The 17,458-nt window shown below is 69.2% G+C and carries 15 protein-coding genes and 1 pseudogene; 3 read left to right on the top strand and 13 right to left on the bottom strand.

Annotated elements, in window-relative coordinates; all coding sequences use genetic code 11:
• Nucleotides 1-34: 34 nt before the first annotated feature.
• The 4 genes from V9U70_RS03410 to V9U70_RS03425 form a co-directional block, all read right to left on the bottom strand.
• The gene (locus V9U70_RS03410) at nt 35-1,282 is read right to left on the bottom strand and encodes a diaminobutyrate--2-oxoglutarate transaminase (protein ID WP_336672925.1); all 1,248 of its coding nucleotides are present in this window, start codon (nt 1,280-1,282) and stop codon (nt 35-37) included.
• Nucleotides 1,279-2,229, bottom strand: a complete 951-nt coding sequence (locus tag V9U70_RS03415; RefSeq protein WP_336672926.1) for an ornithine carbamoyltransferase — start codon at nt 2,227-2,229, stop codon at nt 1,279-1,281. Before V9U70_RS03415 ends, V9U70_RS03410 begins: the two co-directional genes overlap by 4 nt.
• 161 nt (nt 2,230-2,390) lie before the next feature.
• Nucleotides 2,391-3,521 (bottom strand): inosamine-phosphate amidinotransferase 1, encoded by a 1,131-nt coding sequence (locus V9U70_RS03420; protein WP_336672927.1) that lies wholly within the window; start codon nt 3,519-3,521, stop codon nt 2,391-2,393.
• Nucleotides 3,522-3,564: 43 nt separating this feature from the next.
• The gene (locus tag V9U70_RS03425) at nt 3,565-4,545 is read right to left on the bottom strand and encodes a TauD/TfdA family dioxygenase (RefSeq protein WP_336672928.1); all 981 of its coding nucleotides are present in this window, start codon (nt 4,543-4,545) and stop codon (nt 3,565-3,567) included.
• 46 nt (nt 4,546-4,591) lie between these two features.
• On the opposite strand from V9U70_RS03425, the gene V9U70_RS03430 reads away from it, so the two are divergent.
• The 3 genes from V9U70_RS03430 (at nt 4,592) to V9U70_RS03440 (ending at nt 7,405) form a co-directional block, all read left to right on the top strand.
• Complete coding sequence (locus V9U70_RS03430; protein ID WP_336672929.1) at nt 4,592-4,807, top strand: hypothetical protein; 216 nt, start codon at nt 4,592-4,594, stop codon at nt 4,805-4,807.
• Between the two features lie 508 nt (nt 4,808-5,315).
• Nucleotides 5,316-6,341 carry a ParB N-terminal domain-containing protein gene (locus tag V9U70_RS03435; RefSeq protein WP_336672930.1) on the top strand — a complete coding sequence of 342 codons (1,026 nt, stop codon included), beginning with the start codon at nt 5,316-5,318 and terminating at the stop codon, nt 6,339-6,341.
• A 23-nt stretch (nt 6,342-6,364) separates the two neighbouring features.
• Nucleotides 6,365-7,405, top strand: a complete 1,041-nt coding sequence (locus tag V9U70_RS03440) for a hypothetical protein (protein WP_336672931.1) — start codon at nt 6,365-6,367, stop codon at nt 7,403-7,405.
• A 108-nt stretch (nt 7,406-7,513) separates the two neighbouring features.
• Here the strand turns inward: V9U70_RS03440 and V9U70_RS03445 are convergent, their stop codons facing one another.
• The 9 genes and pseudogenes from V9U70_RS03445 to V9U70_RS03485 form a co-directional block, all read right to left on the bottom strand.
• A complete protein-coding gene (locus tag V9U70_RS03445) occupies nt 7,514-8,305 on the bottom strand; it encodes an ABC transporter permease (RefSeq protein ID WP_336672939.1) in 792 nt (263 codons plus the stop codon).
• Nucleotides 8,306-8,319: 14 nt separating this feature from the next.
• Nucleotides 8,320-9,156, bottom strand: coding sequence for an ABC transporter permease (locus V9U70_RS03450; RefSeq protein WP_336672932.1), 837 nt, complete (start codon nt 9,154-9,156; stop codon nt 8,320-8,322).
• Entirely contained in the window at nt 9,153-10,166 is a 1,014-nt protein-coding gene (locus V9U70_RS03455; RefSeq protein ID WP_336672933.1) for an ABC transporter ATP-binding protein, read from the bottom strand. The genes V9U70_RS03450 and V9U70_RS03455 overlap by 4 nt, the downstream gene beginning before the upstream one ends.
• Entirely contained in the window at nt 10,154-11,227 is a 1,074-nt protein-coding gene (locus V9U70_RS03460; RefSeq protein WP_336672934.1) for a hypothetical protein, read from the bottom strand. The genes V9U70_RS03455 and V9U70_RS03460 overlap by 13 nt, the downstream gene beginning before the upstream one ends.
• 564 nt (nt 11,228-11,791) lie before the next feature.
• Nucleotides 11,792-12,448: a helicase associated domain-containing protein gene (locus V9U70_RS03465; RefSeq protein ID WP_336672940.1), complete on the bottom strand. Its 657-nt coding sequence runs from the start codon at nt 12,446-12,448 to the stop codon at nt 11,792-11,794.
• Nucleotides 12,449-12,685: 237 nt separating this feature from the next.
• Complete coding sequence (locus V9U70_RS03470) at nt 12,686-13,315, bottom strand: TniB family NTP-binding protein (RefSeq protein WP_336672941.1); 630 nt, start codon at nt 13,313-13,315, stop codon at nt 12,686-12,688.
• Between the two features lie 348 nt (nt 13,316-13,663).
• Complete coding sequence (locus V9U70_RS03475) at nt 13,664-15,778, bottom strand: Mu transposase C-terminal domain-containing protein (protein WP_336672935.1); 2,115 nt, start codon at nt 15,776-15,778, stop codon at nt 13,664-13,666.
• Nucleotides 15,775-16,539, bottom strand: a complete 765-nt coding sequence (locus V9U70_RS03480; protein WP_336672936.1) for a TnsA-like heteromeric transposase endonuclease subunit — start codon at nt 16,537-16,539, stop codon at nt 15,775-15,777. The genes V9U70_RS03475 and V9U70_RS03480 overlap by 4 nt, the downstream gene beginning before the upstream one ends.
• A 163-nt stretch (nt 16,540-16,702) precedes the next feature.
• A pseudogene (locus tag V9U70_RS03485) lies at nt 16,703-17,458 on the bottom strand (DNA-binding protein); the annotation flags it as partial.

Below are 17,458 nucleotides of genomic sequence, written 5' to 3' on the forward strand. Positions count from 1 at the left end.
CGGTGTCACCCACGCTCCAGGCGTGGCGGTGGGCTCAGACGTGCGTGACGAGGGCCGACTTCACGGAGGCGTCGAGGATGTCCAGCGCGAGGTCGAGGTCGCCGTGGGAGACGGTGAGCGGCGGCAGGAGCTTCACGACCCCGCCGCCCGGGCCGCACGTCTCCAGCAGGAGTCCGCGTTTGAACGCCGCCGCGCTGATCCGGTCGGCCGTGGTGCCGTCGGCGGTGGCCAGGCCCAGGGCGAGGCCGCGCCCGCGGGCCGCCAGGCCCTCCCCAGGGTAGGAAGCCGCGATCTGCCGGATGCCTCCGAGGACGTGTTTTCCCTTGTCCCTGGCTGACCTCTCCAGCTCGTCGTCGCTCCAGTAGTGGCGCATCGCCTCGGCCGCGGTCACGAAGGCCAGGCTGAAGCCGCGGAAGGTTCCGTTGTGCTCCGCCGACCGCCACACGTCCAGCTCGGGCCGGACCAGCGTGAGCGCCATCGGCAGCCCGTAGCCGCTGATGCTCTTCGACAGGCAGACGATGTCCGGTTCTATCCCGGCGTCCTCGAAGCTGAAGAAGGACCCGACGCGGCCGCAGCCCATCTGGATGTCGTCGATGATGAGGAGGATGCCATGGCTTCGGCAGACGGCGGCGAGCTTCCGCAGCCACGCGAAGCGGGCGACGTTGATCCCGCCCTCCCCCTGCATGGTCTCCACGATGACGGCGGCCGTGCCGGTGAGGCCGCCCTCGCCGGCCGCCAGCAGGGCCTCGACGTCTGCGACGTCAGCCCGGTCGTCGTCGTAGGGCAGTTGGAAGCGGTCCAGGAGGGACGTCCCGGCGCTGCGGCGGATCGCCGGATTGCCATTCACCGAGAGCGCGCCCAGGGTCATGCCGTGGAAGGCGTCGCCGAAGTGGGCGACCCACTTCCGTCCGGTGGCCTTCCGCGCCAGCTTGAGCGCCGCCTCCACCGCGTTCGCTCCGGCGGGACCGGGAAAGACGACCTTGTACACCAGCCCTCGCGGGGCGAAAATCCTCTCCTCCAGCGCCTCCAGCAGGCCCTCTCGGGCCACCGTCCACATATCGAGGGCGTGCGTGATCCCGTCGCTCTCGACGTAGTCGAGGAGGGCCCGCTTAAGTACGGGGTTGTTGTGGCCGTAGTTGAGCGTGCCGGCCCCGGCGAAGAAGTCCAGGTAGGACCTGCCGTCCACCCCGTGGAGCCGACTTCCCACGGCCCGGTCGAAGACCACTGGCCACCGTCGGCTGTAGCTGCGCACCTCCGAGTCGAGTCGCTCGGTACTGGTCACGACGACATACCCGACGTCCAGAGCAGCGCCGCGGCGGCGGCGGACGCCTTGTGGTGGGCCTGCGGCTGCACAAGCGAGGTCACGCTGGTGCCGTCCAGGACGTCGGACGTCACCTCCTGTTCGCGGACCGCGGGCAGGTCGTGCATGAACACGGCGTCGGTCGATCCGCTGAAGCTCCGCATCAGGTCCTTGGTGACGTCGAACCCCTCGAAACGCGCCAACCAGGCCTGATCGTGGCGGGCTGCGCTCATCGACTGCCAGCGCGTCGTGTACACCGCGTCGACCGAGTCCGGCGTCTTGGGCACCGTGTGGTGCTGGCGGACGACCTCCTCACCCCGGATAGCGTTCAGCAACGCGATCTCCTCGGCGGAGAACCCCGAGCCGGCCGGGCTGTAGACATCGAGGCCGCGGAAGGGCAGCTTGCAGACGAGCAGCGCCAGCGCCCGAGCCGTGTTGTTCACCTCACCCAGGTAGGCCAGGCGCAGACCGGTGACGTCACCGAAGTGGCCTCGCAGCGCGCAGAGGTCCGCGATCGCCTGGGTGGGGTGCTCCTCGTAGGTGAGGGCGTCGATCGTCGCCGGTACGTGCTCCGCCAGCTCGGCCAGGTGGCACCGCGGGCCGTTCGTGCGGGCGACGACGACGTCGAGGTAGTGGGCGAGCATCGCGCCCGTGTCGCTCCAGGTCTCCCCCGTGGAGATCTGGAGGTCGGCCTCGGAGAGGTGCAGGACATCGCAGCCTAGGGTGCGGGCCGCGCTCCAGAACGATGTCCGGGTCCTGGTCGACGGTGCGGTGAACACCAGGCCTACCTTCGTCCCGGCCAGCCGGCCCGCGAAGGATTCCGGGCCCTGTCCGTAGCGGAACGCGAGCTCGCCGATCTCCGTGATTTCTTCCGGGCTGAGGTCCGCCAGGCTCAGCAGGGGCCGCCGGTTCGGAAATCCCACAGTCATTGTATCCACTTGCTCCTCTTACTCCTGTTGCTCCGCTTGCTCTGCTTCTTCCAGAGGGGCCGCACCCGAGGGCGCCGCCGCGCCTCGTGCCGCCGCGGCAGCACGCCCCGGGCGGGGTACATCACCGGAGAACTCCGTCCCCAGGGACGACTCCGCGCCGGTCAGTCCAGGTAGCGCTCGGGGCCGCCTTCGCGGACGGTGTCCAACGTGACGCAGTGGAATCCGCCGCCAAGCACGCGCGAGTGGCGCAGTCGCCGCGGCGCGACCGTGATGCCCTTCTTCTCCATCTCGCGGATCAGCTCGGTCTGGTTGCCGTCGACGATGGCCAGTTCGGGGCTGACCATGAGCAGGTTCATCCCCACCCAAGGGGTGCTCAGCGTCCGCGAGAGGAGGGGCGCCACCGGCTCGTTGATCGGCGGGCACCAGATCACATCCCACCCCTTCAGCGGCTCCGGGATGGTGTCCTCGGTGACGCGCTCAGGGTTGAGCAGAACAAGGCCCGGCCGCAGGAAGGTGATCGTGCTGTCGATGTGCGTGCCCCGGTAGAGGCCGCGCAGCGGGTGGACGCGGATGTTGCCCAGCAGCTCCAGAGTCGACTCCAGCCAGCGGAGGCCCAGCTCGTTGCCGCTGCGGGAGACCTGGTAGAAGACGTCGTGGCCGAGCCGCAGGACGTTGGCCGCCTCGAAGGCCGGCTCCGCCTCACCCAAGGTGGGGTTGCCGTCCTCGTCGGTGAGGAACAGCTCGTCCCGCAATTGCGGCCGGGGGGCGCCGAGCCAGTGGGCGCCGCGCCGCAGGTAGTCCTGGAAGAGGTCCCTCATGTTGGACAGCTCGAAGTACCGGCCGCGTGACGGGCTCGGTGCCTCGATGATCGTCGAACCGATGACCAGGGCGAGGTCCCGGGGACAGTACGAGTGGCGGCCCTTGGTCTTCCAGCCGGGGCCGCCGAACTCCTGCTCGTGATCGGACGCGGGCGGCTGGTGCACCACCACGCCCATCTCGCGCAGGGTCGTCACGAGGTCGGCGAGGTCCTCGTTCGTCTCCTCGACGGCCCGCTTCGGGAACTGGCCGCCGACCTGCTCCCGTTCGGACAGGGTGAGCTCGGGGTAGTCGTTGAGCCAGGCCGAGACGTCGGTCTGCGACGGAACGCCCGCGCCCGTCGCGTCGCCGACGACGATCTCCCGTAGCGGGCTGAACTCGTCCCAGGAGTTCACCGCCTTCGCCCCGAACTCCGGTCGCGGCCCACTGTCGGTGCCAAGGTCTGCTGCGGACTGTGTGTCCGGTACCACGGTCATGTGTGTGGGTACTCCTCTGTCCTCTACGGTTCTTCTGGCTCTGCTACTCCGGAATGCGAGTGCCCCAGCGGCGGAACGTCAGCGCGCTGCCGCAGATCATCGTGCGCATCAGCCAGCGGTCCTTTCCGTCGAAGCGTGCGGTGAACGGCGTACGGGCGTGGACGACCCGCTTGTTGTCGAAGATCAGGAGGTCGCCCACCTCCATCACGTGGGAGATGGCGGCCTTGTCCAGCGCCACGCCCAGGTCCCGCAGGGCCGCCGCCGCCTCGACGTCGGCCTCGTCGACCACTTCGAGGTGGTGGGTGTCGTAGGCGATCTCCGGCGACGCCTCCGATCCCGTCAGGATTGCGAGGGGGCGCTTCGGCATGTCGTCGGGCAGTACGTGGGCGGGGTCCGGCCGCACGTGATAGCGCGGCTGCCGAAGGATCGCAATCTGCTCGTCGGGGAGGTCGACGTCCTTCACGCGGGCGTACTTGGATGCCGCGGAGGTGTCGCCCCGGAGGCAGAGGAGGCCCGCGTAGTCGCAGCGGTCCTCGCGGAAGCTGTCCTCGCAGTGCCAGTCGAGCATACCGGTGCTGCTCTGGCTGGTCTGGGTGAACTCCATCTTCCGCACCGGCACCATGTTCTGGACGATGCGCCCCTTGTACAGGCTCGCGTAGTTGAAGGGCTCGCCGAGCATGACCGTCACCGCCGTGAGCAGCAGCGAGGCGCGCTGTGCCGGGCCGGGCAGCGGCGGTGCGTACGGAGCCACCGCCGTCTCGGGAAGCTCGGCGCTGTCCGGCAGGAGGCCGCGCAGGAGGATGACGTCCCCCTCCGGCGCGTAGCGCCGGTAGGCGGTTACGTGGCGGCGCACGGCGGCTGGCAGGAACGCGTTCGCTTCGAGCGCCAGATCGACGAATTCGTCGGGGGGGAGGGTTTCGAGGTCCCTGCTGCCCACGAGCGTGCCGATGCCCTGCCAAAGCTCTTCGGCTTCGTGCAGCTGTATCTCGATCGTTGCTGTCGGCGACTTCGTTGTGGATTCCACTCCGATGCCCTCTCATTTTCAGCGTTTCACATTCGAGCGTGAACAGATGGCACGCACCGGCAAGGGGAAGGTGACGTCGCGTCTCGGTGAACCCCTTGGAGGCGGTGTATGGAACCGCCGCGAGAAAGGGACGCACATCGCCCTCGCCGCCGCTCTGTCGTTCCGCCATATCCTTTGCCACGAAATTTTCCTCGGTATTTTCCGTCGAGGAGAACGGTCGGCGGTGGCGATGTGGTTCGCCCTCGGCGTGTTCCCCATCTGAGCACGCCCCGTCGTGCCATCGCAAGGCCCGCCGGTGCTGCGGGAGCGGAGCTGCTCCTCCGTGCGCCGACAGTTGGACATCCGGGACCGCGAGGGAACCCGCCGCGCCGGCCCACCCTGTGCAGATGCGGAATTCCGCGACTGCACAACCGCCCGCGACACGGTGTGAAGCTTCCGTGAGAGCGGGCCGAAACTGCCCTTCCCGGGTGAATTCGGTGAACGCGCGAAGGGTCACGTCCGAGTGCTTCGGCGACACCACCCCAGGTAAGCCTCAGGACCACAGAGACAGGGGCGGCTGGGGCGCGCCCGTGCGGGTAGAGCCGCTGCGTCGACACATAGGCCATGCCGGACCTGAACACGTCAACAGGCGTGCTTTCGTGCGACCTTTAAGCAACTACTCTGAAATATTCGAGAAGTGGAAGGCTGGTGTGTCGCACCGACTCCCCATTGACCTCATCTCGGTGCATGACGCATGATCATCGATGGACGCACCAGGGGGGAGTCGCTTCATGAATACGCCTGAAATTGAGATAACCCAGCATGATGTCGAAGCCGTACTGAGGCAGTTTTTACCCGATGAAGATCTACCAGTGGTGGAAGTTCCTGTCGCTGAGTTGGTCCTCACTGAATCGCCTCGTTCGCAAGGAATCTGCGTATCCCACGTTCACATCCTCGCGGAAACCGACGCCACGCTCCCTCCCATCCTCGTGCACCACGAGTCGATGAAGGTGATCGACGGTCTCCACCGAGTACAGGCGGCCATCCTCAAAGGGGAGCGGAAAATCCGGGCCCGCTTTTTCAGTGGCAGTGACGACCAAGCCTACTTAATGGCGGTGAAGCTTAACACCACGCACGGCCTTCCCTTGCAACTCGCGGACCGGAGAGATGCCGCCCTCCGCATACTCGGCATCCATCCGGAATGGTCGAACCGAGCCATTTCCGAGATCACTAGACTCTCGGATAAGACGGTCGCCAAACTGCGCGTTCAGAAATTAGGAGGGTCCGAGAAGCAGCGGCGCCGGGTGGGAAAGGACGGTCGGTCCCACCCTCTGGACGTCAACTCCGGGCGCCTCCGGGCGAGCCAGGTCATCGCCGACCGCCCGGACGCCTCGCTACGCGAGATCGCACGGGCCGCGGGCGTGTCGCCGAACACCGCGAGGAGAGTGCGGAACAGCCTGCGCGTAGGACAGACCCCTCTCCTCAAACCGGCCGCCGAGAAGGCCGGTTCACTCGTGGAGGCCGACTTAGGGAACAGGTCCTCCTCACGCTCCCTCCCGACGGCCGTGTCATCGATTCCCCTTGATGCCCGCGGACCGAGCTGGCTCAAGCTCAAGCGCGACCCCTCACTGAGGTCGACGGAGGCGGGACGGTTCCTGCTGCGCAGCCTGAGCCTGCACGCCCTCACCTCCGACACGTGGGAGAGGGTGATCGAAACGATCCCCCCGCACTCCGCCAGCGCGGTGGCCGATGTCGCCCGCAGGTGCGCGTCGGCGTGGCAGGAGCTCGCCGACAGGCTTGAGAAGTCAGGGAACTGACGCGTCCACATCGAGGAGTCCGCATGCCTGCCCCGATCGCCCACGAGCACGAACAGCACCTCTGGCACTCCACGTACACCACCGCCGAAGGCTGGAGCGAGGGCGGAATCCTCCTCGACCACCGGAGCGCGGCCGCACCGGCTCTCGCCCAGAACGGCGACGCCCTGCTTTGCGTCCACCGGGGAGCCCGTCACGGAGTGGCGGAGAACAACCCGCTGCGCTGGACCTCCCACACGCCGGCGGACGACAGGGGCTGGCCGGGCCCCCACCGGTGGGCCCCCGACGCCGACCTCGGCAATGGCAACTTCGCCTTCCACTCCCCCGCCCTCGCTGCGTACGAGGGCAGTGTGTACGCCGTGTACCACCGCTTCTGGGACGATGGCCGCGGCGGCCTCGCTACGACCCGCCGCCCGGCGGGCGGCCCCTGGCAGACGGCGTGGAGACACGAAGGGCCCCGCGGGACCGGACCGGGCCGCTGGCCGGGCCTGGCCGTATACCAGGGCCGGCTCCACCTGATCTTCGCCGTCAGTGGAACCGGTACGGGCCCCGAGGGTCCGGAGGGTGCGACCGTCCAGCACGCGACGCTTGCCGAGGACGGCTCGTGGACGCCGGTCCGGCACGGGCGCGGCAGCGAACCCCTCGCCGTGGTGAACGCCGAGCGGCTGGAGGCGGCGGAGGCGGCCGGCATGCGCCCGCCGGGGAACTACGCCCTGACCGAGCACGACGGCCTGCTCCACCTGCTCTACCGCAAGGAGTACGACCAGCGCCTGTGGCACGCCATCTACGACGGCGACACGTGGAGCAGGGCCGTCGCCCTCGACGGCCTCACGAGCCGCCGCGGCGCGTCCCTCGCCTCGTACGGCGGCAGGCTGCATGCCGTCTACTCGCCCCCGGACGGTGATTCGCTCCACCACGCTGTCCACCAGGCCGGCGAGTGGAGCGAGGGCGAGGCCATTCCCGGCCACGAGAGCCGGCACGACCCGAGCCTGATCGCGTTCGCGGAGCCGGACGGCAGCCGGAGTCTGCGCCTGGTCCACCGCGGCGTGGACGCCGCCGAGACCTGACGGGGCTCCGCCGGGGTGGGTGATCATTCGCGAGATCCGGAGTAGGTGCCGCGGGGCATCCGGGCTGGACGTGTCCGAACGCCCGGAGTCTCCGCCCCTGTCCCTTGCTCACGCCCCGACGCTCTGGTAGCCGCGCATCCGCCTCTGCCACCATGCGAGGGCGGCGGCGAACCACAGCAGGCCGATCAGGGGCGCGGCGACGGCCGCCGGGGCCGAGAGGTGGAGGGAGTCGGTCTTGTCCAGCAGGACGCTCGACGGGATGTAGGCGACGACGGCCACGGGCATCACCCAGGTGAGGCCCCATGTCAATGCACCACCGAAGACGCGCGTCGGGTAGGAACCGAACATCAAGTAGATGTTGTCGACGAGCTGGCTGGCCGCCCAGGTCTGCACGGAGCGGAAGCTCAGCGACGAGACGAGGACCGCGGCCGCTCCCTCGGCCAGCGCGCCCCCGACGACCGCGAACACGAGGTACGCGACGCTCAGCGGCGAGAAGTCAATGTCGACCAAGTTCACGGCGATGGTGAACAGGATGACCGCGGCCATTACGTCACCGATCACGTTCATTCGGAACCGGCTGGTGACGATCTGGAGGAACGGGTTCAGCGGCCGCACCAGATAGCGGTCGAACCGTCCCTCGCGGATCGTGGTGTCCATGATTGCGACCTGGTTGAAGGGAACGACCCAGACGGCGTGCGCCATTAGCCGCAACGAGTAGAGAAACGCCAGCTCACCGAAGGACCAGCCGGCGATGGTGTCGAAGGTGCGGAGCACGGTCCAGACGAAGGCGATGCCACTGCCCTGGTAGACGAGCCCCAGCGCGAGCAGCATCACGAAGTTCAGCCGGTACTGCATCTCGCCCCGCACCGCCGCCCGGTAGAGCAGGAACGTCATGCGCATACTTCCCACTGCCGTCAGCCTCCCTGCACTACGATGCGGTGGTGCGCCCGCGACCAGATCAGCCGTACGGTGCCTGCCAGGAGGGCGACCCAGAGCAGCTGCACGCCGATCGCCCGGACCGCTTCGCCGTCGGCCAGTTGCCCTCCGTAGATCGCCACGGGGGTGAAAGCCATCGCCTGGAAGGGGAGGAGTTCGGCCACCGCCCGCAGCCAGTCCGGGAAGAAGTACAGCGGCACGAGCACTCCCGCCAGGAACTGGCTGACGAGGGTGTAGAGCATGCTGAACGCCCCGAGCTCGGTCGTCCAGAAGGCGCCCAGGCTGACGATGAGGTTGAGCAGCATGGAGATGCCGAACGCGACGAGGAGGCTGGGCAGCCAGTACCCGAAGGCCGTGAGGGAGGCGGGCGGCCCGAGCGTGCCGACGAGCGCGACGAGCGGCAGCGCCGCCGCCGCGAACAGCACCATCGACAGGGTTCCCCCCACCAGATGGGCGAGCATCTGCTGAACGAAGCCGGCGGGCCGCAGGATGTCGAAGGCGATGCGTCCTTCCCGTACCAGTGAGTAGAGGTAGGAGCCGACGGCCGAGTCCTGCATTGCCCAGTTCTGGAGGTTGGCGATCGTCAGGTAGACGAGGACGTCGGCCAGCGCGACCCCCTTCACTACTCCCGCGTCGCCGTACAATGCGGTCCACACCTTGCGGAGGATGAAGATCTGGACGATGAGGACGGCCAACATGAAGAGCGCGTTTTGACGATACGTCAGGGCGATGCGCAGCCTGCCGCGGATGATCTGCAGGTAGGCGGAGAGGTTGCGGAGGGGGCCTTCGGAGCGGGTGGCTCGGCTGAGGCTCATACGGTGATCTCGCAGTTGCCGTATAAGGTGCGCATGACGTCCTCGAGCTCGGGCTCCACGATAGAGAGGTCGGTCACGGGACAGCGGCTTGTCACCGCGGAGATGACCTCCTGGGCCGAGATCCGGTGCGCTTCGAAACGTATCCGCAGCGTCGGTCCCTCCTCCGCTGTCACTTCGCCCGGGACGTCGGGACCGAGCAGCTCGGCGGCCCGGCCCGCCGTCAGCCCGGAGGCGAGCTGCACGACCAGCGTGCGGTGGGGCGCGTACGCGGCCTTCAGCGCCGCGACGCTCCCGTCGTACAGGATCCGCCCCTGGTCGATGAAGACGACCCGCTCGCACAGGGCCTCGACGTCGACGAGGTCGTGTGTGGTGAGCACGATGGTGGTGACGCTCTCCCGGTTCATTTCCGCGATGAAGTCGCGCATCCGTTCCCGCGCCACGGCGTCCAGACCGAGGGTCGGCTCGTCCAAGTAGAGGATGGACGGTTCGTGGATCATGGCCGCGGCCAGGTCGCCCCGCATGCGCTGGCCCAGGCTCAGCTGGCGGACCGGCCGGTCGAGGAACGGACCCAGGTCGAGCAGGTCGACGAACTCGTCGAGCCTGCGGCGATAGTCCGCCTCGGGCATGCGGTACATCTTTCCTAGCAGGGTGAAGGAGTCCACGAGGGGCAGGTCCCACCAGAGCTGGCTGCGCTGCCCGAACACGACGCCGATGTGCATCGCGTTCTTCTCCCGATTCCGCCAGGGGGCGGTGCCGTGCACCTCGATGAGACCGCCGGTCGGGACGAGGACCCCGGTCATCATCTTGATGGTCGTACTCTTTCCTGCGCCGTTCGGGCCGAGATAGCCGACGAGTTCGCCAGCCGACACGGTGAAGTCGACGCCGTCTACGGCCCGCACCTCGTCGTACTGCCGGGTGACCAGGGTCCGCAGTCCGCCGAACGCCCCGTCGTGGCGACGCGGGCGCCGGTAGTACTTGGTCAGTCCCTCCGCCCTGATCAACGCCGACACGCGGCACCCCCGAACGCGGAAGCCGCACCGTGCTCCGCCCCGGCCATGGCCAGACGGTGCATCAGGGGTCGGGCTCGGTTCAGCTCGCGCCATGTGACGACCGGAATGAGGCCGCCGACTCCGAGCGTGTTCAGCGCTGTCGAGCGGAGGCGAACGTCCGCGGCCCGTTCACCGGGACGCACCCGCTCGCTCGCGATGCCGAGCAGACAGGCCATGGCCCACAGTTCACGCGTCTCGGACCGGCCGATGAGCTCGCCGACGGCCCGTGCCGCGGGATCGCTGCCGGACCACTCGTCCCAACCGGAGTCGACCCGCCCGACGTCCACTCCGAACGCGTCCGCCGCCTGGCGCCAGGGTGCCCGTCGCCAGACGCGGCGGCCCGCTGATTCCCCCTCGTACAGAAGGACATAGGCCGCGCCGTCGCGATAGTGTGGTACGGCGGTCAACGCGCCGAGCACCTCGGTACGAGGCCGATCGGCACTGCGGTACACGCACGCCGACCGCCACCGCTCACCGAAGTTCCCGGCGATGCTCTCTGTGCCCTGATGCTCTATCAGGTTGGGTACAGACAGAAGGACGGGAACACGATGACGCTCCAAATAGTCCAGCATCACCGCGTCGTCCTCGCGGCGCCTCGCCACGAGGGGACGCGCCTCTTCGGGGAAACGGGCCGCGTGATCCACGGGCAGCATGAGGGCGAGAGTGGGGGTGTAGATGTCGTCGATCGCCGACACCCACCCGGCACCGGCCAACGCCCCCACGCGGACCGCCGCGCCGTCGGGGCCGTCCCAATTCGTATAGAACGCCACGGCCGAACGGGGGAACCGCGCGGCCGCGTCACGCGCGACGGACAACAGCTCGTCCGACGGCACGACGTCGTCCTGCAGCACCAGATGATGAGTCGCACCCTCACCGAAGGCCGCCCACGCCTCGACGCTCGTACGCAGCGGATTGGGCACCCCACCGGGCTCCGGATCCGTAACCACCTTGACGTCGCCGCCGAGTAACCGAACCAGACCCCTCGCCATCGCGGAACGGGCCGGATGAGTCATGATGGCCACGCTCAAGAGGGTCGTTGTCATTGATCAGCCTCGACAATCGAGCTAGAGGACAGCAAGCGCCACCGCAGGCAGGGAAGTCGGCTACCGAGGATCACCCCTCCGTGTTCTCAGGACTCCCTCACCCCACCAGAGCTCCCGGACTCTGTCCACCCGCGCCATGTGCACGGCGACACGGTGCTTCTCCCCTCCGCCAGGCACCGGTACGATCGATCCGTCGGCCCGGCGAGCGTGCACCCACGCCCCCCTGACCCCGTTCAGAAGGACCGGAGGGTCCCCACGGAATCGTCGTGAGCCCATCCGGCGTACTCCTCGGTGACCACCAGTAAGGTGGAGGAGCACGCGCTGGGCTCGGGTCGGGCGCGACCATCACCACCCCGGAGATCACCGGCACGGACACCGTCTACTCCAACGGCATCAACGTCCACAGGGCCACGGGAGTGACCTTGGACCGGATCGTCGTGAGCCACTACGCCTACGGCATCTACACGAACATCGCCGACACCGGCACCGGTCCAGTCCACCAGCCACCGGTGCCGGGACCGGTCCCCGGGCCAGGCGCCGGTGTCAGGTCGCGGTTGCCCAGTCGATGCCGAGCGCGGCGAAGGCCGCCCGCTTTTCGGCGCTCAACGTCGCCCGCCGGCTCTTGTGGTTGGCCAGGAAGGTCCCGGCCCTGACTTTGTGCTCCTGGCCGTCGATGACGACGGATTCGGTGTGCTGGCGTGGGACCTGGAGGTGGCCCTCCCTCGTCGCGTACTGGGTGAGCGCGGTGATGCCCCGCTCGAACGCCCCGGCGCCCTTCTTGGCGGGCTCGGCGGCCGGTGCGGGCCGGGGCGCGAGTCCGAGCGCTTCCAGGCGTGTGCGCTGCTCGGGCAACAGGCTGTTCCAGACGTCGGGGTCGGTCTGCCGGTAGGTCCAGGTGCCGACGTCGCACCCGTTCACGGTGACGCCGGGCAGGATCTCGGTCCGGCCCTGCTCCTCACCGAGGAGGACACGGGCGGCGGCGTAGTGGCGCTGCCAGTCCACGGGCCACCGCGGGTTCCAGTCCGGGTCGATCGCCTCCAGCGCTTCCCGTCGACGCGCTGCCCGCACCGGGTCGGTCCCCAGCCCGCCGGGCTTGCGGAGATTCGCGAGCCACTGACCCACCGCCACCCCGTCCATCACCGCGTTCCTCGGGCTGGCGAGGCTGCCGTGCGTGGCCTTGTAGGCGCGGGCCGCGCCCAGGTTCTTCCTAACGCTGGGAGGGGGGTTTGTTGGTGTTCGGTGAGGCGGCTGGTCTGGTGTGTTGCTGGTTCGCTGAGAGGTGGAATGGGCGGGCCTGGTAGCTGGGGCGGGGTATCTGAGCTGGAGTTATGTGTTCTGCGCTGAGGGCAGCTGGGTGTGTTGTAGGTAGTTCTAGCGTGTAAAGGCCCGATTGGTGTTTGTGCTGGTCAGGGCCTTTTGCCTGTCTGGCGGGCGGGGCTAGCGGCTTCGGGTGCGGGTGTGGGGGCGGTGGTGGGTTTCGGCGAGGTGGTCGAGGCGGATGGTGTCGAGGGTGGTTTTGGTGATGCGTTCGGTGCCGTCGCTGATGGCGGTGATGGCGGCTTGGCGGATGAGTCGGGTGAGGGATCCGATGCGGCCTGCGGTGCGCTGGTGGAGGTAGGGGGCTTGGCGGGGGAGGGTGCCGGGTTTGTGCTGCTGGAGGTCGAGGGCGTTCTCGATGTCGGTGATGACCTCGCGGAAGGGTTCGCGTTTGCCGTGGCGGGCGGGGAGGGGGCCGCAGTCGACGAGGGTGGCGCGTCCGGCGAGTTGGGCGCCTCTCACGCCGGTGAACAGGGGGGTGTCGGTGACGTTGATGCCGGCGTAGACGAATGTCGCGGGAAGGCGTTCGCTGAGGTCTTTCAAGAGGTCGGCGGTTTGGGCGCCGGTGGTGGTGCGGGGGTTGAGGCGGTGGATCTCGTCGATCATCACGAGCTGGATGCCGGCCTGGGTGTAGGTGTGGCAGACGGCTTCGGTGATCTGGGTCTGGGTCATGCGCGCGGCCACGGGGATGCCGAGGTAGCGGGCGAATTCGGTGATGAGGGTTTTCGCGGTCGCGCCGGGCGGGACCAGAACATACGCGACGGGTACCGCGGCGTGTGCTGATCCCGGTGGCGGCGGGTCCGGTGACGATGAGGGAGGGCCGTGCGGTGGTCTGCTGGTGGCGGCCGAGGATCATCAGGGTGCGGACCTGGGTGGCCAGGGCGTGGATGGCGGGGGTGCGGATAGTGACGAAGCTGGAGTGGTAGGCCAGGCGCTTCTCTGTGCTGCGGGGCGGGTCACCTGGCCGGGGAGGGACGACGGGGTCGGTGGTCGCGAAGCGGTGCCAGCCCTGCCAGGTGGTCAGCGGCCACGACAACTCGGCTCCGCCGCTGTCGCCGGGACCGCCTGGTGTGCTGCTCGCGTTTGGCGGGCTCGGGTTCACCACTTGTGGGCTTCCTCGTGTGCGTTGTAGAGCCCGAATCCGGTGGCCGGGGCGGGGCTGAGGTCGTCGTCGGGCGGGTTGTCGAGGTCGCCGATGCTGTCGTCGTTGCCTTCGTCGCCTTGCTGCGCCGGGCTGCCGGCGGGTGCTTCGGTGCCGTGGTCCCCCTCGCGGGCTTCGGGGAGCGGGAGGTGAGCGGTGCGGGCCATGAGGGCCTGCTCCGTTGTGGTGGCGTGGCCGCTGTGGACGCGGCGCATGAGCTGGTCGAGGGCGTCGGCGAGGCTGGCTTCGTGCTGCTCGGCGTCACCGTGGTTGCCGTCAACGGCCTGGGTGCGGATGTGCTGCCAGGCGCGTTCGTCGAAGGGCCGGTGGACGTGGTCGTGGTGGATCCACGGGATCTCGGTGAGTTCGCCGTCGGGGAGGCGGATCCAGATCTGGCGTACATCGTGGGGGTTGTAGTGGATCTCCCATTTCCCGCCGCGTCCGGCGACGGGGGAGGGCTGGCCGCGGTGGGGGGCGAGGAGGTCGGCGTCGTAGGTGCGGTGGTGGATGGTGATGCCGGCGGGGGTGATGGCCTGCCAGCGCACGGGGAGCAGTTCGAGGTAGTCGCGCCCGGTCAACGGGACGGGCACATAGCCGGCGATGGCGACGAGCGCGGCCCACATCTCGTTCGGCGTGAGTGCCTTCCTGGGCATCATCGGGTGGCGCAGCCCTTCGTGGGGCCGGTGGTGGTAGTGCACCAGCCACTCATCGAGGACGTCCTGGAGCTGGGTGACGCTGTAGCAGGCGTCTTTCTCGGTGTCGGGGCCGCGGCGGGTGACGTCGGATCCGGTGTAGCCGGGCAGGTGCTGGCAGAACAGGGCGTTGATGGAGCCGAAGGTGCGCTCGACGATGCCCTTCGCGGTGGGGGCGCGGGGCGGGGCGGGCTGGACACTGATGCCGAGGCTTTCGCAGGCGGCGGTGAACGCGGCGGAGACGAAGACTTTGCCGCGGTCGACGACGATCGTCTCGGGCAGGACGACCGGCCGGGCCGCCGCGCCGGCCAGACGTTCGTCCAGCGTGACCAGCCGTTGGTGGGGGAGCGTGCGGGCGTGGTCCATGCGCAGGATGTCCGGCCAGGTCGGGCGGGCCGGGTGCGGGACCGCCATCTCCGCGAGCAGCAGGGCCGCGTCGACGGCTTTGGTCGCGCTGGGGCACAGTACGGCGGCGAGGATGGCGCGGGTGGCGACGTCGACGGCGATGGTCAGCTCGGGCCGGGCCAGGCGCCCGTCGTCGAAGAGGGCCAGGACATCCAGGCGGGTGGTGTCGATCTGGACCTGCTCGCCCGGCCGCAGCGCCATGGCAGGGGTGAAGGCTCGCCCCTCGACACTCGCGGGCACCTGCCGCACCGGACCGCTGGGCAGTTCGCCGGGTCGGGCGAGTGTGGTGACGAGCCGGTACAGCGTGGCCTGGGACGGCACGGGCACCGTACCGGGGCCATGCTGATCTTCGAGGATCTGGTTGATGAGCGGGAACAGGCCGTTGATGGTGCCTTTGGAGCGCCCGCGCCGGCGGCGCAGCGCTTCACGGACGGCGGCGACGACCCGTTCGTCGGACCGCCCGGTAGGGCTGGAGGCACGAGTGGTGCGGTGGTCCAAGAGCCCCCACAGTCCCTGCTTGCGATAAGCGAGCCGCATGCGCTGCACCGTGGTGCGCGACACCCGGCCGAAGCCGAGCGCGGTCAGCTCCTCGGCCTTGGCCTGTTCCCGCTCGGCCAGCGTGTGCCGCTCTGGGTCGTACTGCTCTCGCACCGCTCCAGTACTGCCGGGCCCGTCGGCAAGGCCGCATTCGACTTCCCGCACGTGCCGCTGCCAGGCCAGGGCCTTCTCCCGCGCCGCGGCGGGGGCGGTCTCGAACAGCCCCCATTGCGGGGCCGCCTGCGGCACGTCGGCCCCGATGACGCTGAAGCCGGGATCGGCGAACAGGTACCCGGCGAGCACCGCCTCGCCGCCGCCGTCCGGGCCGACGAGGTGAATGGTCTGCCCGGACAGGGCGACCACCTGCCACTTCACACCGCGGAACCGGACCTGCGCCCCGACCTTCACCGATGGCCGGGCGTTGCGCCGCGCGGTCACCGAGCCCCTCCCGCCATGCCCGGACCCGGGCCACTCCAGCCCGCAGGACCGACCAGGACACGTTCATGCAGCGGCGCCTCCATGTCTGCCGTCACCCGGCCGTGCCACAGGGCGTGGAAGACCACCGGCAGGACCTCGATCGGGTCACCGACCGCTTCGGCACCTTCGATCAGTGGCCGCGGCCGCGCGAACGCCTCCACCACCGCAGGTGTCAGGCCGGGGCGGCCGGCGTTGCGGGGGTGGCGGTAGCCGGCCAGCCATTTCAGATTGGCGGCCAGGACGTCGTCGAGCGGCGCAAGACGCCGGTAGGCCCAGCCGATCTCCTCACACGCCGCGCTCACCGCTTCGGCGGCCTTCACCGCACGGTCGCCGCCGGCCTCCGGATGGCTGGGGCAGTCGGCCAGCAGACCCGTGCCGTCGCGGTACCGGGCGAACAGCTGCGGCACCCAGGAACGCACCCGGCCCCGCTCCTCGCGCCACAACACGCGTACCGGACGCCCCGCGAGCCCGGTCACGTGCGGGTCGCGGTCCAGGACCATCAGCTGGGTGCGCATCGCGTTCGACCCGGCCGCCACGTGCTGCCCGGTGGTCGCCGACCACCACAGCCCCGGCCCCCAGCGGCGCCCCGGGATCACCGGGAACGCCGACACCGGCGGCAACTCCTCGAATCCCACGGTCATGGCGGCATCCGCCCACCGCTGCTGAACCGACTGCCCCACCGGATCGAGGAACACCGCCTCGAACCCGCTCCGACGATTCACGGCCGCTCGCCCTGCCCGGCCCCCGGGCCGGGCGGCCTCTCCTGTGCTGATCACCCGCGTCAGCCAAGCCGCTCCCGCCGACAAGCATCGTCGTTTTCAGGGTTTCTGCCACAAACGAGTGCCGTATCAGCTAACAGGCGATGCGCCCGGGCCCGCCTTGATCTCAGCCGTCCTCTTCCTGCCCGCCTGCCGTCAGCATGCTCCTCAGTGTCCCGGGGGACATATCCGCCCACCGGGCCACCTCCTCCAACGGCACCCCGCCGTTCACCGCCGCCACCGCGGTCCGCTTCCAGGCAGCCTCGACCAGACCGGCACTGCGACCGAGGCATTGCAGCAGCTGCCGGGCGACCTCGGCGGTCGGCCCGCTCTGCACGCCGCGCAGCTGCAGCAACTGCTCCTCGGCACTGCCGATAAGACTGCCGATCCGCATCCGCTGCTCGGCCGGCACCACCGCCCGCCACATCGTCCCCGAGCCCGGCGCCCGCTTCTCCTTGCCCAGCACCCGCAACTGCCCCGCCATCGTCACCGGCTGATGCTCCCGGCGCAGCCACCAGGGATCGTTGTCATATCCGGGGGGCCCACCGGCCCCACGGCGCAACCGGATCACGCTGCCCATCCACGCCATCAGCGGACCGCCATGGTCCGCCGCAACCAGCGGCCCCAGCCAACCCCGCCCCACCCGCTCACCGAGCCGACGGCAGAACAACCCATCGACGGGCAGCACTCGCGGCCGCCCGGCACCGCTGTCCACCCACACCAACTGAGCCATAGCCGGATCAAGCAACACATCAGCCACGGCCACCACCTCGGGAAAGACGACCGCGTCCCGCCCCACGATCCGCCACCACTCCAGATCACCCCCGGCATCACCGCCCGCGACCTGATGCAACCGCCACGGCCAGACCTTCTCCCGCTCCCA

This window comes from Streptomyces pratensis, from assembly GCF_037137275.1.
GTDB lineage: Bacteria > Actinomycetota > Actinomycetes > Streptomycetales > Streptomycetaceae > Streptomyces > Streptomyces pratensis_B.